At 65.6% G+C, this 15,746-nt stretch carries 14 protein-coding genes; 1 reads left to right on the top strand and 13 read right to left on the bottom strand.

Annotated features, from left to right (window positions below; all coding sequences use genetic code 11):
* Positions 1 to 78 precede the first annotated feature (78 nt).
* The 13 genes from AWC17_RS18325 to AWC17_RS18265 all read right to left on the bottom strand — a co-directional run bounded on the left by AWC17_RS18325 (position 79) and on the right by AWC17_RS18265 (position 14,691).
* The gene (locus AWC17_RS18325; RefSeq protein WP_046186326.1) at positions 79 to 921 is read right to left on the bottom strand and encodes a pyridoxamine 5'-phosphate oxidase family protein; all 843 of its coding nucleotides are present in this window, start codon (positions 919 to 921) and stop codon (positions 79 to 81) included.
* 83 nt (positions 922 to 1,004) lie between these two features.
* Positions 1,005 to 1,478, bottom strand: a complete 474-nt coding sequence (locus AWC17_RS18320; protein ID WP_046186327.1) for a type II toxin-antitoxin system Phd/YefM family antitoxin — start codon at positions 1,476 to 1,478, stop codon at positions 1,005 to 1,007.
* 65 nt (positions 1,479 to 1,543) lie between these two features.
* Positions 1,544 to 3,094: an MlaD family protein gene (locus tag AWC17_RS18315; RefSeq protein WP_046186328.1), complete on the bottom strand. Its 1,551-nt coding sequence runs from the start codon at positions 3,092 to 3,094 to the stop codon at positions 1,544 to 1,546.
* Positions 3,088 to 4,257, bottom strand: coding sequence for a virulence factor Mce family protein (locus tag AWC17_RS18310; protein WP_141224677.1), 1,170 nt, complete (start codon positions 4,255 to 4,257; stop codon positions 3,088 to 3,090). Before AWC17_RS18310 ends, AWC17_RS18315 begins: the two co-directional genes overlap by 7 nt.
* Positions 4,254 to 5,810: a virulence factor Mce family protein gene (locus tag AWC17_RS18305; RefSeq protein WP_046186330.1), complete on the bottom strand. Its 1,557-nt coding sequence runs from the start codon at positions 5,808 to 5,810 to the stop codon at positions 4,254 to 4,256. Before AWC17_RS18305 ends, AWC17_RS18310 begins: the two co-directional genes overlap by 4 nt.
* The gene (locus tag AWC17_RS18300) at positions 5,807 to 7,366 is read right to left on the bottom strand and encodes a virulence factor Mce family protein (RefSeq protein WP_085164927.1); all 1,560 of its coding nucleotides are present in this window, start codon (positions 7,364 to 7,366) and stop codon (positions 5,807 to 5,809) included. Before AWC17_RS18300 ends, AWC17_RS18305 begins: the two co-directional genes overlap by 4 nt.
* The gene (locus AWC17_RS18295) at positions 7,363 to 8,403 is read right to left on the bottom strand and encodes a virulence factor Mce family protein (RefSeq protein WP_046186569.1); all 1,041 of its coding nucleotides are present in this window, start codon (positions 8,401 to 8,403) and stop codon (positions 7,363 to 7,365) included. The genes AWC17_RS18300 and AWC17_RS18295 overlap by 4 nt, the downstream gene beginning before the upstream one ends.
* Positions 8,400 to 9,707: an MCE family protein gene (locus AWC17_RS18290; protein WP_046186568.1), complete on the bottom strand. Its 1,308-nt coding sequence runs from the start codon at positions 9,705 to 9,707 to the stop codon at positions 8,400 to 8,402. Before AWC17_RS18290 ends, AWC17_RS18295 begins: the two co-directional genes overlap by 4 nt.
* A gap of 5 nt (positions 9,708 to 9,712) precedes the next feature.
* Positions 9,713 to 10,582, bottom strand: coding sequence for an ABC transporter permease (locus AWC17_RS18285; RefSeq protein WP_046186567.1), 870 nt, complete (start codon positions 10,580 to 10,582; stop codon positions 9,713 to 9,715).
* Between the two features lies 1 nt (position 10,583).
* Positions 10,584 to 11,297, bottom strand: coding sequence for an MlaE family ABC transporter permease (locus tag AWC17_RS18280; protein WP_369830152.1), 714 nt, complete (start codon positions 11,295 to 11,297; stop codon positions 10,584 to 10,586).
* Positions 11,298 to 12,057: 760 nt separating this feature from the next.
* On the bottom strand, positions 12,058 to 12,726 hold the full coding sequence (locus AWC17_RS18275; RefSeq protein WP_046184229.1) for a TetR/AcrR family transcriptional regulator: 669 nt from the start codon (positions 12,724 to 12,726) through the stop codon (positions 12,058 to 12,060).
* A gap of 149 nt (positions 12,727 to 12,875) precedes the next feature.
* Positions 12,876 to 13,184: a hypothetical protein gene (locus AWC17_RS18270; RefSeq protein WP_046184228.1), complete on the bottom strand. Its 309-nt coding sequence runs from the start codon at positions 13,182 to 13,184 to the stop codon at positions 12,876 to 12,878.
* Between the two features lie 172 nt (positions 13,185 to 13,356).
* Complete coding sequence (locus tag AWC17_RS18265) at positions 13,357 to 14,691, bottom strand: acyltransferase family protein (protein WP_046184227.1); 1,335 nt, start codon at positions 14,689 to 14,691, stop codon at positions 13,357 to 13,359.
* Between the two features lie 83 nt (positions 14,692 to 14,774).
* Between AWC17_RS18265 and AWC17_RS18260 the strand changes: the two genes are divergently transcribed.
* On the top strand, positions 14,775 to 15,746 hold the full coding sequence (locus AWC17_RS18260) for an aldo/keto reductase (RefSeq protein WP_046184226.1): 972 nt from the start codon (positions 14,775 to 14,777) through the stop codon (positions 15,744 to 15,746).

The raw sequence follows: 15,746 nt of genomic DNA, 5'->3' as shown, positions 1-15,746 counted from the left end.
TGGGCTACATGTAGTCAGTAGACAACCCAAAACCGCAGGTCAACACCCACCCGTCAACACATCAGGGGGAACTTCGGGCTAGCGGGCGACGCCACCAACGGAGAATGCGACGTTTCGACCCACGCCGCCATCATCACCGGCCGCGCCGGGCGTGGTCCACCGCACGCGCGCGGTCCCGGTGACGTGCAGAGCGGCACCGGTATCGAAATCGATGAACAGCAAAGCGGCCTCGTCGTCGACGGCCAGGTTGCCGTAGCTGTTGAACATGTTGTTCCCCGGAAAATCCGGCCACCACAATCGGTTCGGGGAGTCGACTCGGACGAATCCGGGTGGACCGCCGCGGTGTGATGCATCGCTACCGCGGGTGGGATGGCTGGTGCCCAGGAAGAAGGTGTCGGAGGATGCAATCAATGCTTGATCGGAGGGGTCCAGCAGTGTTGTGCGCCGTTGTGACGCAGGGGCGGCCAGCCCGGCTGCATCGATGGCGCGACGGTGAATGTACTTGGGGCAGTTGCCGTATGACTGGTCGACGCGCACGGTCATACCCCGGTGGTCGGCACTGACGAGCTCGCCGTTGACCCGCAGCCTGCGCCGTGTGGCGAAGTCGATCGCGATGAGTCCCACCTGTTGACCCCCCGGGATCGAGTGCAGGGGATCGCCGTCACGGGGCAAGGCCGACACGTGCAAGATGTCATCTTGTCCGTGGAGGAACCCCGGTGGCGCGGCCAACGGCGAGATCCAGAGGACTCCGTCATGGTCGCGTCCGGTCAGCGCGGCGAACCGCTGTGACGCGAGAAACCGTGCGGCGCCGGGGGACAGACCCGACGCGTCGAGCATGCCCTCGAGCCGCCTGGCCTCGGCTTCGACGCCCGCTCGGCGCTGCGTTGCGGCCTCGCCCTCATGGAAGCCCGACGCGCTCATACGAGCCGTAACAACGCCGCCACGGCAAAGCTTCCGCTCGGTGCGGGAGAGACGAGAAGCCGGCACTCCCGCGGGCGTCGTTCCTAGGCGACCGACACGATGCGGGCGACCAGCTTGCCGCCACGGATGACCTCGATCGTCTGCCCGGCCGCGACCTCGTCGAAATAGCGCCCCGCGCGCTTTCTTAGCTCGTCAAGCTCGATCCCGCCGCTTGGGTCGGCCGGAATCGGGGTCCGCTCCGCGTCGCCGGCGGGCACGATCCGCGCTAGTAATCGGCCACCGCGAACAACGCTGAGCGTCTCCCCGGCCGCGACCCGGTCGAAGCACCGCCCGGCACGTGTTCGCAGCTCGTCGAGCCCGACCCACCCGCCGGCGTCCGATGCCACCGGTTCGACGGATCGCGCCGGAATCGGAGCGACCCTCCAGTCACCGACGGACACGATCCGGGCCACCAGCTTGCCGCGACGGACGACGTCGATGTTCTCCCCGGCGGCAACCCGCTCGAGATACGTGCACGCGTTACTCCGAAGTTGGCCTAGACCAATCGTTTCCCGCATTTCGCTCCGGTCGCGGTGGTCACCGACGGGCCGCGGCGATGTTGAACCAACGGAGCCGGCTCGACTCAGCCGCGCGGTGCCAGCATGTCCTTCCATCCGTCGTCTCCTGTCTTACTCGAATTCTCGACCGTGTACTTGGCGCCGTCGGGTCCCACCAATTCACCGCTCTGGGGAAGGTAAACGGCCGGGGGAGGGCCGCCGGGCGTGTAAACGCACGGATTGGGTTGCTGCCCATTGCATTCGACGGTTCCCGATCCCGGCCGTGACAAGGGATCGCTGGTCGGGGGCGGCGTCCCCGCCACCCTGTCGGAGGGTGCCGGGTTGAGGCCGTTGTTGACCGACGGCGCGGGTATCACCTGACCCGGTTTCACGGGCTGGTCGCAGCGCGCGGCGGGCGCCGGGCAGGTCACGATCTGGTTGGGGTCGCCGTACCAGGGGTTGGTGCCCAACGGAACGTATGGTTTGGGGTCGCGGCACTCCCGTGGCGTCGCGGCGCGTTTACCGGGGACATCGACACACGGAAGGTTGCGTGCGCCGCGCACGGCGTTGGCGGGAGTGTCCTGCGGGATCTTGCAATAGGTTCCGGACGGCATCGGCGCCAGGCTGGTGTCCGCGGGAGACCGCCACTGAGATGCCTGGAGAAATCCGGTCAGGCACGGCGGGGGCTGGTTGATCGTCAGCGAGGTACCGAGCGACGCGTAGCCCGGGAAAGCCGCCGTGACTGTCTGGCCTTCCGAGGCGCCCTGCGGATAGGCAACCAGCAGTTGCTCGACGCCCTTGTGGTAGCGCTTGAGCATGTCCAGCACGATCTCGAGATTCGCCAGTGTCTGCGGCAGCGACTCACGGACGTCGCTGAACACCTCGTTGACCTGATCGGCGGTCGGCGCCGCTTGGGTCAGGATGCTCTGCACGTGCTGGTCGTTTTCCGCACTCTGCGCGGCCAGGATGTTCAGGTTGTGCGACCAGCGCTCGATCGAGTCACCGGAGTCGACCTGGCTGTCGATGATCGGCCCGGAGTTTTGGATGATGTCGTTCACGTCGGAGATGTTGGTCTTGAAGTCACCGGCGATCGCCTGCGTTGCGTCCACCAGTCGCTGCAGCGCGGGGCCCAATCCGCCGACCGCTTGGGCTGTTTCGTCGAGTAGCGAGGCGATCTTGTCCTTGGGCAGCACCGCCAGCCCGCGGTTGGCTGCGTCCAGCGCCGGCCCGATCTCGGTGGGCACCGTGCCCTTGGTGATGGTCTGTCCCGGCGAGAAGTATTGGCGAGGGTTGCCCACCGACACCAGATCCACATACTGCTCACCGACCGCCGACACCGAATGCACGTTCGCCGACGCGTCAATCGGGATCTTGTAGCTGTCGCCGATGCTCATGGTCACCCGCGCGCCCGTGGTGGTCGGCTCGACGGCGGTGACCGTGCCGATAGTTTCACCGCGATAAGTGACGTTGGACGTCTTGTACAGACCGCCCGACGCGGGCAGGTCCGCCTTCAGCGTGTACTGGCCGATCCCTGCCGCAGTGGGAATCTGCAGGTAGTACCAGCCCAGCGCAACCGCCGTGATCGCGGTCAGGATGCTAAACATGACCAGTTGGCGCTTGATGAAGCGGGTCAGCATTGCCTGTCCGCCCTTTCGACCAGCGGGCCACCCGGGGCGTCGTTGGGGTTCGGCGTGTACCGGACGTCGGGGATCATCGTTTCGGGGTCGCGGCCCCACGATTGCTCGAGCGCGCGCAGCGCTCCGGAGAATCCGGTCCCGGTGAGGACCGCGTTGTCGACAGCGCTCATGGTCAGGTCGAGCGTCAGCGACAGGTTGAAGTAGTCACCGCGGAACGCCTTGGGCACGGCGTCGATATCGAACGGCCGGACCAGGATCAGCTTGAGTGCGCGAATCAGATACGGCGAGGCACGGCCGAGTTCCCGCAGCGGGCACTGCAGCGACAGCAGGTCCTGGTGGAGGTCACCCCGCGAGGCCGACAGGTATTGGTCGGCAAGCTGGCTGAGCCGTCCCGTCGCGTCGACCGCGTCGATCAGAAGGTTCTGTTTGTCGGCGAAATGCTTGAGTAGCGGCGGGAATTCGGTGAGGACCCGGTCCAAGACGTCCGAGCGGGGACCCACGTACGCCAACAGCCGGTTGGTGGAATCGATGGCGCGGGTGATGTCAGCGCGTTGCTCGTTGAGTCGGGCGGTGAAGGTGTCCAGCTTGCCGAGGAAGGCACGAATCTGTTCGGCCCGACCGTTCACGATGTTGTAGACCTCGTTCTGCAGCACTTCGAGGTTCGGGATGCCTCCACCGCGTAGCACGATGGCGAGACTTGCCAGCGTCTGCTCGGTCGTGGGGTAAGTGGACGCATTCTTCAGCGGGATGGTGTCGCCGTCCCTCAGTGGTTCCGGGGACGGGTTGGGTGGCGCGGCCAGCTCCACATGCTGAGAACCCAGGAGGCTGGTCTGCCCGATCTTGGCGGTCGCGTTCTTGGGCAACTTGACGTTCTTACCCAGGCGTAACGTCAGCGTCGCGACCCAGTTTTTCAGTGCGATCGCGCGCACCGTGCCGACAAAGACGTCGGCCACCCGCACGCGGCTGTTGTCGTTCAGCGCCAGTGTGTCGGGAATCTGCACGTAGACGGTGTAGGAGCCGGGCCCGGAGCCCGGGCCACCGGGCATCGGCACATTCGCGATTCCGTGCCACTTCGCGCACGACGTCAGCACCGCCGCGGCGCTCAATATCGCCAGCCCCTTCCAGGCCCGGTGCCGGACCCGAATAGCCAAGGCGCGCATCACGATCCCGGTCCTGTCGACGCGGCCACCGGTGTCGGCGCGACCGGACCGGGGACCACACCCGGTCCCGGTGGCGGGGGTGGGATCGGCACCTGTGGGGCCTGCAAGCCGATGGGCGGCAAAACCGGGTTCTCGTCGTAGGCGTTCGGCGGTCCTGGCGGGGTCTGCAGCCCTGGCGGCGGGGGTGCCGTGTCCGGGCCGCCCATCAGTTCGGCCAGAGATTCGGGGGTCAACAGGCCGCCGGTGATCGGCCCCACCTGTGTGCCCTGCATTCCCGGCGCGACAACCCAGCCGGGCTGGGTGTTGCGGTGCGACAGCGGGGTGTCGGGCACCCAGATCCCGGGCACCGTGGTGTCCTTGTACCCGTTCGGCGGCTGCAGCCGGGGCTCGGAGTAAGCGACTTCCTTGGGTAGCGCCTCGGCGGTGCTGAACACGTTCAGCCCGAACGGCAAGTAGTTGAACTTGATCGCATCGAGGATTGGTGCCAGGTATTGCGCACACAGTTCGGCGGAATCCTGATAGCCCAGCCGGCTACCGGCCTGAATCATGCTGCAGACGAACTGCATTGGGTTTGCGAAGTTCGGGATCGCCGGAATGGACATGACGGCGCCGTGCGACGGATGATAAATCTGGCTGAGGTTCGTCTCCAGCGTCGGCAGGACGTGCAGAGCCGTCTCCAAACCGTTCAGCGGATCGGGTTGGACCAGCGTGGTGGTCAGGTTGGCGAGGTTGTCGACGTCGTGCGCGAGCACCTCGCGGTTCTTGGCCAAGAACGGGCGCAGCGTGGAGAGCAGGCTGTCGAACTGCTGTATCGCATTGGCGAGGTCCCGGTCGGACCCGGTCAACTTGTCGGTGAACTGGGCCAGGTTCTTGTTCAGCGCGACGAATTGCTGGTCGTCTTTGTGCAGGGCGTTGACGAACTGGGCCAGGCTGCGCACCACCGCGAAGAAGTCGCCGCGGCCCTCGTTCAGCGCGGTGAACGACCGCGACAGGCTGTCCAGCGTGGTGTTGATCTGCTTGCCCTTGCCGGCCAGCCCGTCCGCGAACGACTCGATGGCCTCACCGAACGGACCCTTGGGTTGCTCGGGTGTCGGGCCGAGTTTGGAGATGACGTTGGCGACGCTTTCGCGCAGTTCGTCCCACTCCGTCGGCACCTGGGTGCGCTCGATGGGGATCACCGCGTTATCGGCCATTACCGGACCGCCCTTGTAGGGCGGCTCCAGTTGAATGCTGCGCGATGCCACCAGCGTCGGGTTCACGACCACGGCGGACGCGTTGGCGGGCACCTTGTACTTGTTCTTGTAGTGAAACGTCACCTTCATCTTGTCGCCGGCCGGTTCGATCTTGTCGACTGCACCCACCCGAACGCCCATGATCTGGACTTTGTCCCCGGAATAGAGCGCGTTCGCCGCGGGGAGGTAAGCGACCACGGTGTTGGTGGTCAACTTCTGGTAGAGCCGTAAGCCGACGTACCCGGCGACCAGGACCACCAGCACCACTAGCACTCCGATGACCGTCCGCGGCCGCGGTTTGCGAATCTGGAAGACGCTGCTCAATTCTGGCTACCTCCCGTGATACCGCTGCCTCCCGCGCCGCCGGGGTTGATGAACGGCGCCGGCAACTGCTGCCCGGGTCCTGGCGGCGCGGGCGGCCCCGGCGGCAGCCCCGGCGCGAACGTCGACGGTGGGGGGGTGGGGCCGGCGGGTTGCAGGTTCTCGGTGCGCGCGCCCGGCGGTGCCTGCGCCGGCAGCGGCACCGGTATGCCCGGGACGTCCGGCGGCGGGTCGCCCGGCCGCCCGGCGATCGGGATTCCCGGTGTCGGTGGCAGGCCGTTCGGGTTCGGCGGCGAAGTCGCGACGTCGATCGGTGCCGGGAAGCTGCCGCCGAACGGGCCGACGCCCACGCCCGCGCACGGCAGCGGATTCCCCGGCCGCGGCAGCGCGTCGGCCGGCGGGGCGTACGAACACGCCGTTCCGGGCGGGACGGCCGGTCCCGGATGATCCGGGGTGCCTTCCAGCACCGGAGGTGCGGGCGGCGGTGCCCCGTTGGGGAACCGGGTGCCGTTGGGGTCGGGCCAGCGGAATTCGGGAAGCCCGGCGCTGCGCCAGAAGTCCTCCGGGTCGATACCGCGCTTCTTGAAGGCGGCGTCCACCCACGGCTGCAAGATCCAGTACGGCAGCAGGTTTGACAGGACTATCTTGAAGTACGGTCCCGACGCGACGGATTCCCCTAGCGATGCGGCGAATTGGCTGACATACGTGAGGGTCTGAGCCAGGTCGTCTTTGCGCGCCACCAGCACGTCACTGATGGCACGCAACTGCTCCAGCACGGGATTGAGGTTCGGGTTGTCGTTGATGAACCCCTGCACCTCGGCCGAGAAGGCGGAAATGTTTTGCAGCAGAGCGCCGATGGCGCGGCCACGCTCGTTGAACGCGGCCAGCAGCGTCTTCGCGTTGACCAACAACCGGTTGATTTGTTCGCTGCGGTCACCGAGCACACTGGCCACCTGGTGGGCCTGGGCGAGTAGGTGCTTGATCTGTTCGTCGCGTTTACCGATGGTGTCGGAGAATTTCGTCAGACCGTCGAGTGCGGCACTCAGATGCGGGTAGGTCTGATCGACGGTCTGCGACAAGACATTCAGCGACTGCTTGACGGTGTCTATGTTCCAGCCGGTGGCGGCCTTGGTGATGTCGAAGTTCGCTTCGTAGAGCTGATAGGGCGTGGTGCTTTGGCCCAGCGGCAACACATCCCCGGGCCGCAACTTCTGGGTTCCCCGCGGCTCGATCTCAAGCACCTTCTTACCCAGGATGGTGTCGGTCTTGATCGCGAGGCGGCTCTCGGTGCCGATGGTGTTGCCGCCAATGGAGAACTTGATGAGGACGTGGTCGCCGTCGATATCGAACGCCTCGACCCTGCCGACATTCACGCCGGAGATGCGCACCTTGTCGCCCTTGTTGAGTTGACCGGTGTCGGTGAACTGCCCGTAGTAGATCGGACTGGCGAACATCATCGGAATACTGGTGAAGCTTTGGCCGACGGCGACCACGAGCACCAGCACGGTGATGCCCATAAGCCCGACCCTGTTGCGGTTGAATTCCGTCAGCGTTCTCATTGGGGCGTGCACCTGCCGGTGGGCTGCTGCCAGATCCGAACCGTGCGTACCGGGCCCCCGGCCTGCAGTCCGTTCCACTTGATCGTGAGGTCGCAGACGTAGAAGTTGACCCAGTCTCCGTAGAGCCCGATGCTGCGTCCGATCAGGTTGAGCGCGGTCGGCGTCTTGTGGATCAGATCGCCGAGCTGATCGCGTTGGTCGACGAGCGGCTGCTGAAGAGCCTGCAGGTAGTTGATCGCCTTGTGCAGCAGAGCGCGGTTGTCCGCGAGCAGGTCGGCCACCGTTCCGGCGGCGTTGCTGATGTTCGCGGTGCCGGCGGCCAGCGGGTCGGCGTGGTTTTGCAGCCCGGTGATCAATCGCTCGAAGTTGTCGACGGTCTGGTCGAACTCCTTGCGATGCCTGACCGTGGTGTCGAGCACGGTGTTGAGGTTCTTGATCACCTCGCCGATCGCCTGGTCGCGTTCAGCGATGTGCGCGGTCAGCTGCGCGGTCTGGTCGAGGATGTCGTTGATGGTGCCGCCCTGACCCTGAAACACGGTGATGATGGCCGACGCGATGGTGTTGACCTTTTCCGGATCGAGCGCCCGGAACAGAGGCTTGAAACCACCGAGCAGGGCGTCGAGATCCAGCGCCGGTGAAGTTCGGGACAGCGGGATGGAGCCGCCCGGCGGCAGTACCCGGTCAGCACCCTCGCCCTCGCCGCGCTTGAGCTCCAGGTAGCGGTCGGCGAACAGGTTGAGATAGCGGATCTGCGCGGTCGTCGACTGGTAGAGCGGTATCGAGCGGTCGACGTCGAAGTCCACCAGGACCCGCTGACCGCCGTTGATCAGCCGCACCGATTTGACCTTGCCGATCTCCACTCCGGCGGCGCGGACGAACTGGCCGTTCTTCAGCCCGGTGGTGTTCCTGAACTCCGCGGAATAGCTGTTGGTGCTGTTGAACCGCATCTGAGCGAACACCACGACGATCGACACGGTGATCAGCAGCAGCACCAGCGAGACGATGCCGAGCTTGATAGCGGAGCCGGTGATTTTCATGGGTTGATCGTGTTGTCCCCGACCTGGCGGCCCCACACGTACTCGATTGCGTACGGTGAGCCGGTATCTAGGTGGTTGTACGGCGCGAGGCTGGCGCCGGTGTCCACCACCAGACTCGGCGCGGGCCACAGGTCATGCGTGACCGCCTGCCAGCAACCCGGCGCACCCCCCGGCCCGCCGTGGGCGTTCACCCGCGGCAAATTGTCCGGATACACAAAGGGATTCGGCGCCCCGCCAACCAGCCCGGCCAGCCCGAGGAGCCCCAGTGTGGCCGCCGTGCCGGCCAACCCCGGGAGCGTGAGGATCCCTCCCAACCCTGACGTCAGCTCGGTCATGGTTTTCAGCGAATAGCCGTTGCCGCCGCCCGTCGTCTCGTAGGCATGGGGTTCTTCGTCGTAGTAATTGCGGATGGTGCAGAAGATCTCGGGGCTGTAGGTGTCGAGCAGTCCGGCGGTGGGCACCAGATCGGCGGCCCCGCGCTGCAGGTAGGGCCCGCCGCGGGCGAAGATGTCTGCGCCGGTGTTGCCCAACCCGGCCGCGGCCAGCAACGCGGCATCCAGGTCGCTTTCCTGCCGGTGCACCGTGCGCGCCGTGATCACCGCGTTGTTGAGGGAGTCAAACAGATCCGGCGCGGCCTTGGCGTAGATGTCGCCCAGGGCGGCCAGCTGCTGAAAGTCATGCCGGATCTGCGGCATTTGCGGGTTGAGGTCGTCGAGGATGGCGTTGGCGTTGACGATCGACTGCCCGAACTTGTCGCCCAACCCGGTCAACGCCTGCGCGGCTGCGGCCAGCGTCAGGTTCACCTTGACCGGATCCAGCTTCTCCGTGATCGCGGTAAGCGTCTCGAAGAGCGTATTGAACTCGGTTGTCACCGACCTCGCGTCAATCACGTGCTGCGGCGTGATGCGTTGCGGTGTCGGCTTTTTGGGCGAGGTCAGCGAGACATACTTGTTGCCGAACACCGTGGTCGCCTTGATATTGGCATCCACGTTGGCCGGAATCAGCTCGATGTACTTCGGATTCACGTTCAAGACGAACTTGGCCGCCGGTGTGCCGTCACGCTCGACTTCCGAAATGCTGGCCACCCGTCCGATTTCCACGCCGTTGTAGGTGACCTTCGACCCCGGATCCATCACCAAACCGGCCCGGGGAGCCAACATCGTCAAGCGTGTCGTCGGCGAGAGCTCACCCCGAAACTGCAGCCACACGAACCCCAACACCGCCGCGAAGACCATCACGAACACCAACGCCGCCGTCCGGTACGGCGGAATGCGTTGCGGGTTCTCCTTCACCGGGGTCGTCATGGCGGCTACACGGTGAGGTTGAAGTTGGGGGTTTTGCCGTAGACCGCCATCGCGGTCAGTACAACGACCACAACGATCGTGATCAACGACAGCCGCATCGACCGGCCGACCGCTTCACCGACGCCGACCGGCCCGCCGGTGGCGGTGTAGCCGTAGTAGCAGTGGGTGGTCATCACGACCACCGCAACCAGGATCACCTCCGCGAATGACCAGGCCACGTCGTTGAGGCGCAGGAATGTGTGGAAGTAGTGGTTGTACGTGCCGATGGACTGCCCGTAGAACAAAACCGTGGTGACCTGCTGGGAGAGGAAGGCCATGGTCATCGCCAACCCGTAGAGCGGGAGGATGACGATCAGCCCCGCCACCACCCGGGTGGATGCCAGGTAGGGGACCGACCGGATACTCATCACCTCGAGCGCGTCGATCTCCTCGCTGATGCGCATGGCGCCCAGTTCGGCGGTCGCGCCGGCACCGACTGTTGCGGCGAGCGCCTGGCCGGCGGCCACCGGCGCCACGAACCGCACATTGACCAGGGCGGCCAAAAATCCGGTGAATGCCTCGACACCGATGTTGCCCAGGGTCGCGTAGCCCTGGATGGCGACCAGCGAGCCGGCGGACAGGGTGATGAAGCCGACGATGGCGGCGGTGCCACCGACCACGGCCATCGCGCCGGTGCCCATGCCCATCTGGGCAATCAGCCGCAGCAGCTCTTTGCGGTATTGGCTCAGGGCGAAGGGGATCTGCCCGACTGCGGTCAGTGCGAACCAGACCATCTGCCCGACCTCGACCAGTGGTCGGGACGGGACGTCCCCGTATCGAATCAGGACGGCGGAAGTCTGTGGGAAGCGGACGCGTAGTGCTGCAACCGTGGCCACGTCAGCGCCCCGTTCCGAACCGGACACCGATGGTGGTCAGCGCCGCGTTGACCGCGAAAAGCGCGATGAAGCAGAGCACCACCGTCTCGTTGACGGCAGTGCCCAAACCTTTGGACCCGCCGCGGACGATCAGCCCGCGGTAACACCCGACCAGGCCGGCGATCAGCCCGAACGTCGCGGCCTTGACAAACGCGATCACCACCTCGGGCAGGCCGGTGAGCGCCGTCAACGTGGAGAGGTAGGCACCGCTCGAGACGTTCTGCAGGTACACGCTGAAGAGGTAGCCACCCCCGAGGCCGACGGCGACCACCAGGCCGTTGAGCAGCACCGCGACGAGTGTCGAGGCGACGACGCGGGGCACCACCAGCCGATGGATCGGGTCGATGCCGAGCACCTCGAGCGCATCGATTTCTTCGCGGATGGTGCGCGCGCCGAGGTCGGCGCAGATGGCGGTGCCGCCCGCGCCGGCGACCACCAGCACCGTCACGATCGGGCCGAGCTGGGTGACCGCGCCGATCGCGGCACCGGCACCGGAGACGTCGGCGGCGCCGATCTCGGCCAGCAGGAGGTTGAGCGTGAAGATGAGCAGCACGGTTTCCGGGATGGACACCGCGATGGTGGGCAGCAGCGATACCCGCATGAGGAACCAGCCATTCCAGATGAACTCGCGCCACTCGAACGGCTGCCTGAGCGCTTTACCGGTCAGCACGCACATCCGGAAGAATCCGCCGGCCACTTCGGTGCCGGGCCGAATCCTTCTGCCCACTTTGCTGGCAACCAGGTGCGAGCTAGTCATCCGCGCCGCCCCTGACGTGACCGCGCAACCGGTCGCAAGGTCTGCACTGATTCTTCAAGCGGGCCACACACGGTCGTGGGACGAAGGTCGCCAGCGTGAACGTGACCGCGATTCGCGCACCGATCCGTCGAATGGATGGACACCGAAAAACAATGCACCACTGGAACTCTCGGCTGCTGAAGGGGCGAAGACGAATTCAGGCTTCTTCCCTGGCGGCTTCGCTGTGACGACGTGCGGTGTTTCCCGCAGCATGCCGCATCCCCTCGTTTCCGACGCCGGTCGACCAAGCGATCCCCCCGACCGGCACTTTGCGGCCGTGCCCTCAGCTCCATGCCGCCCTCGTTTGCGCCACGCAGCCACTATTGCATTAGACCGTACGGTCAGTCAATAACCGCCACGCCGGTTAGGACCGCACCACCAAACCGCCCGGACGTCGTCTCACGCTGCGCTAGAGTTGTTCGGCTTACTATCAGGCGTTTTGGGCTGTCGGGCGTGGTCCGCCGCAGATCTGGCAACCCGTGGGCAAGGAACGACCCGTCGCGCTTAACCGACCCTGCGTACAGTGACGCGGCGTGCGCTCTGGTGCTTGACTTCGGCCGGCTAAGAACGGCTCAGCACATCAGACAGCAACTGCTTGGAGCTAAATGCCTTTCCGTACAGGGGATTCAATGCAATGCGGTCAATCAGTCGGACCCGTGACGGCGGCGAGGCATTCGCGCACCACGGAGACGACGTGCGCGGATGGGTTCGCCCACTTGCTGAGCCCCAGCCGGTCGAGTAGCAGTCCTCCGAGGAACACGTCGACGAATGCGGCCCCGACTTGTTCGGGCGTCCTGGAACCGGTGGGATCGAACCACACCCACATCCACTGCAGCGATCCCCATAGCTGCAGCGCCGCCAGCTCGACGTCGACGCTCCGGAACACGCCGCTCTCTATGCCGCTGCGGATCTCATCAATCACTAAGGCCTGCAACTGAGTACGCAACTTGCGCACTTGCTGCATCGCCGGGTCATCGAACAACTGAACCACCTCGCGCTGGCTTGCCACTGTCGCATCGCGGGCGACCACTTGTAGCAGTGCGTACGCGTAAATGATCGCGGCGATGCGTTCGTGCGGCGCGGCCAGACGAGCCCATGCCATCTGCAGCGCATCGAGTTGGCGGGCAAGGTGGGTCTCTTCAAGCTCCCGCAACATCTGCGCTTTGGTCCCGAAGTGATGAACGATGGTGCCCTTCGACATCCCAAGCTCGTCGGCGATGTCGCCCATATTCGTTCTGTCGTAGCCGCGTTCGGCGACATAGCGAACAAACGCGTCGAAAATCTCGCCACGCCTACCAGGTCGGGGCATCGTTCACCCTTCGGCTCAAACTAACCGTACGAACGGTCTATCATAAGCTCCACGATGTCAAGGACCCGTCAGGCTGCGCCACGGGGCGAGAGGTGTTGTGCGGCGGCAGAGGCCGCCGCCGGCAGGTCGGTCCGGTCGGTCAGCGGGTGCTAGAGCGCCCTGGGGCCACGGACCCTGTCCGGCGCGGTTACGACATACGTGTTCGGTTTGGCTCCCGGCTTGATCTCCCCAGCGGCGTACACGGTCATGAGCTCGCTGCCGTCGCCGTCGGCGACGCACACGTAGGTATCCGTGTCAGCGTCATAGTCGACGCTGTCCCAAGCCAATACGAACGCCAAGCAGTTGCCGTCGCGGTCTGTGACGACGAGCTTGTGTACCCCGGACTCTTTGAGAAGCTGGGCATCGTCTGCGCGCTGCTGCTGGGGGGCGTGGCTGGTGTGGAGCGTAGCGTGTGACATCTGTGTACTCCCTTAGCCGAGGGTGTCTCCGTCTAGCCTAGGCTCAACTGCTCAACTAATCTGAGCCTTCGCGGAAACGTTTCTCCCCGGGTACCGACCCGGCCAGGGCACTACGGCCCCAATCATGGGGTCGTAAGTCGATTGCGGCCCGGCCTTCGCGACGACCGGCCGCTCAAGCGCTCGGGCGTCGGTGCGCTTCGTGGCCGGAAACGGGTGACGGGGTCTTGGGCCGCAACGCCACCAACACCGCCCCGGTGGCGAACACCCCCGCGGTCGGCCACGAGAATCGCCCGCCCGGCGCGAAGCCTCCCTGGGCCAATAGGTGCAGTCCAACGGCGGCGAGGACGGCCCCGGTCAGCATGATCGCCTCGGCCCAGCGATCGCCGAGCAGCAGGCCGAATGTGGGCAGTGGAACCGCGAAGATCCGCCGTTGCCACCACAGCAGCAGCAGTTCGGCCGCTGTCGCCACGCTGAGGATCGTGATCCACTCCAGCCGGACCAGCCACCACGCCGCCGAACCCTCGGGTGGTTGCGGGATCAGCCCGGCCGGATAGGCGACGATCGCGACGATGACAACGGGAACCATGTGCCAAAGGTAAAGCGCCATCACGTTGGCATTGGCGGTGGACAACACGCGCTGCACCGGGCCGTGGCGCAGGGTGCGATCGAGTACCGCCGCGAGTGCCATCGCCAACCCTGCTTGCGTGCACGCGAACGCCATCATCGCCACCGTGGGCGGCGTCGTGTTCTCGATCGGTTCGCCCGGAACCCCGATCATGCTGACCGGATACGGTCCCACTCGGATCAGCAGCGCCAGAGCGACGGCCGAACCGGCGGCGAGCAGCACCGGTTTGCGGCCGGCCAACAGCCCACCGTGCCAAGCGATTCCGAGCTGGTAGAGCAGTCCCCAGCACAAGAGGTAGTTCAGTGAGCCGATATAGGGGACATGGCCCACGAGCGAGACGACGTCGAGCAGTACCACCCCGGCGGCCAGCACCACCGGCACCATGAGACCCCAACGCCTGTGTGCCGCAACGGCAACGGGTGTCAGTGACACCACCAGCACGTACACGGCGAGGAACCACAGGTGCATGGCCACCGCCCAACCTGCGTATTCCAACACCGTGCCCGGCACATGCCGAGCCTGGAGGACCACCACGATCACCGAAACCAACGCGACGTAGACCGTCGTCGGTCCCAGCACCCGAGCCAGTCGGTGCCGAATCCAGTCCTGGCGCGAGAAACTGTCGGCGCCGCGGCGGTGTGCCCACGACACGGCTCCGGCGTAACCGGCCACGAAGAAGAACACCGGAACCGCCTGGAAAATCCAGGTCAGCCATTGGGTCCACGGCATGTCGAGCAGCGGGTTCTCCCGGCCGAATTGCCCGTCGTGGTAGGTCACCGAACCGGCCAGCCAGTGGCCCAACACGATGGCCACCACGCCCGACGCGCGGTAGAAGTCCACAGCCAGATTGCGGGCCGGTCGCGCGGTTTCTACGTCGGCCATCGGATCAAGGCAAGACGGATGCGGTGCACGCGCGCAACGGTACCCGTCTCATGGCGTGAAGTCGCCGGGCGCACAATGACGCCATGAAACAAGCTCGCCTCGCCAACCTGGAGGTCGGCCGCCTGGGCCTGGGCGCAATGGGTATGTCCGTGGCCTACGCCGGCGCCGGCAGCGACGACGCGGAGTCGATCCGCACCGTTCATCGCGCCATCGACCTGGGCGTCACGCTGATCGACACGGCCGAGGTGTACGGCCCTTACGTCAACGAAGAACTGCTCGCCCACGCACTGCGGGGCCGGCGCGATCAGGTGGTGTTGGCGACCAAGTTCGGCCTGATCTCGCACACGGGACGCAGTGGGCCGGACAGCAGCCCTGCCAACATCCGTATCGCGGTGGACGGTTCGCTGCAAAGGCTGGGGACCGATCGCATCGACCTCTACTACCAGCACCGCCTCGACCGCGACACCCCGATCGAAGACACGGTCGGTGCATTGGCCGAGCTGGTCGCAGCCGGGAAGGTCCGGCACATCGGCCTTTCGGAGGTCGGCGTGAACACCATCCGGCGCGCGCACGCGGTGCACCCCATCACTGCGGTGCAATCCGAATATTCGCTGTGGACGCGCGACCAAGAAGACGAGATATTGCCGCTGCTGCGCGAACTGGGAATCGGGTTCGTCGCCTACTCACCGTTGGGTCGCGGCTTCCTCACCGGCGCCATACGGTCCACCGAGGGGCTGCCCGACAGCGACTACCGCAAGACCAATCCGCGGTTCTTCGACGAGAACTTCCAGCACAACCTGAAGAGCGCGGACGAATTGCAGAGTATCAGCGCAGATGTCGGTGCAACGCCCGCTCAGGTCGCCCTGGCCTGGCTGTTGGCGAAAGGTTCCGACATCGTGCCGATTCCGGGAACCAAGCGCGTGGCGCGGCTCGAGGATAACGTTGGTGCCGACGCCGTCGAGCTGACACCCGGCCAACTGTCCCGGCTCGACAGGCTCACCCCGCCCATGGGGAGCCACCACGCCGAGGCGCAGATGGGATGGATCGACCGCTGA

This window comes from Mycobacterium nebraskense, assembly GCF_002102255.1.
GTDB lineage: Bacteria > Actinomycetota > Actinomycetes > Mycobacteriales > Mycobacteriaceae > Mycobacterium > Mycobacterium nebraskense.
This window is presented reverse-complemented; position numbering and strand designations above follow the sequence as displayed.

Bases quoted from the DNA above. Each gene is read 5' to 3' on its own strand.
- AWC17_RS18325 (WP_046186326.1), bottom strand. From the start codon at position 921: ATGAGCGCGTCGGGCTTCCATGAGGGCGAGGCCGCAACGCAGCGCCGA.
- AWC17_RS18320 (WP_046186327.1), bottom strand. From the start codon at position 1,478: ATGCGGGAAACGATTGGTCTAGGCCAACTTCGGAGTAACGCGTGCACG.
- AWC17_RS18315 (WP_046186328.1), bottom strand. From the start codon at position 3,094: ATGCTGACCCGCTTCATCAAGCGCCAACTGGTCATGTTTAGCATCCTG.
- AWC17_RS18300 (WP_085164927.1), bottom strand. From the start codon at position 7,366: ATGAGAACGCTGACGGAATTCAACCGCAACAGGGTCGGGCTTATGGGC.
- AWC17_RS18295 (WP_046186569.1), bottom strand. From the start codon at position 8,403: ATGAAAATCACCGGCTCCGCTATCAAGCTCGGCATCGTCTCGCTGGTG.
- AWC17_RS18290 (WP_046186568.1), bottom strand. From the start codon at position 9,707: ATGACGACCCCGGTGAAGGAGAACCCGCAACGCATTCCGCCGTACCGG.
- AWC17_RS18280 (WP_369830152.1), bottom strand. From the start codon at position 11,297: ATGTGCGTGCTGACCGGTAAAGCGCTCAGGCAGCCGTTCGAGTGGCGC.
- AWC17_RS18275 (WP_046184229.1), bottom strand. From the start codon at position 12,726: ATGCCCCGACCTGGTAGGCGTGGCGAGATTTTCGACGCGTTTGTTCGC.
- AWC17_RS18270 (WP_046184228.1), bottom strand. From the start codon at position 13,184: ATGTCACACGCTACGCTCCACACCAGCCACGCCCCCCAGCAGCAGCGC.
- AWC17_RS18265 (WP_046184227.1), bottom strand. From the start codon at position 14,691: ATGGCCGACGTAGAAACCGCGCGACCGGCCCGCAATCTGGCTGTGGAC.
- AWC17_RS18260 (WP_046184226.1), top strand. From the start codon at position 14,775: ATGAAACAAGCTCGCCTCGCCAACCTGGAGGTCGGCCGCCTGGGCCTG.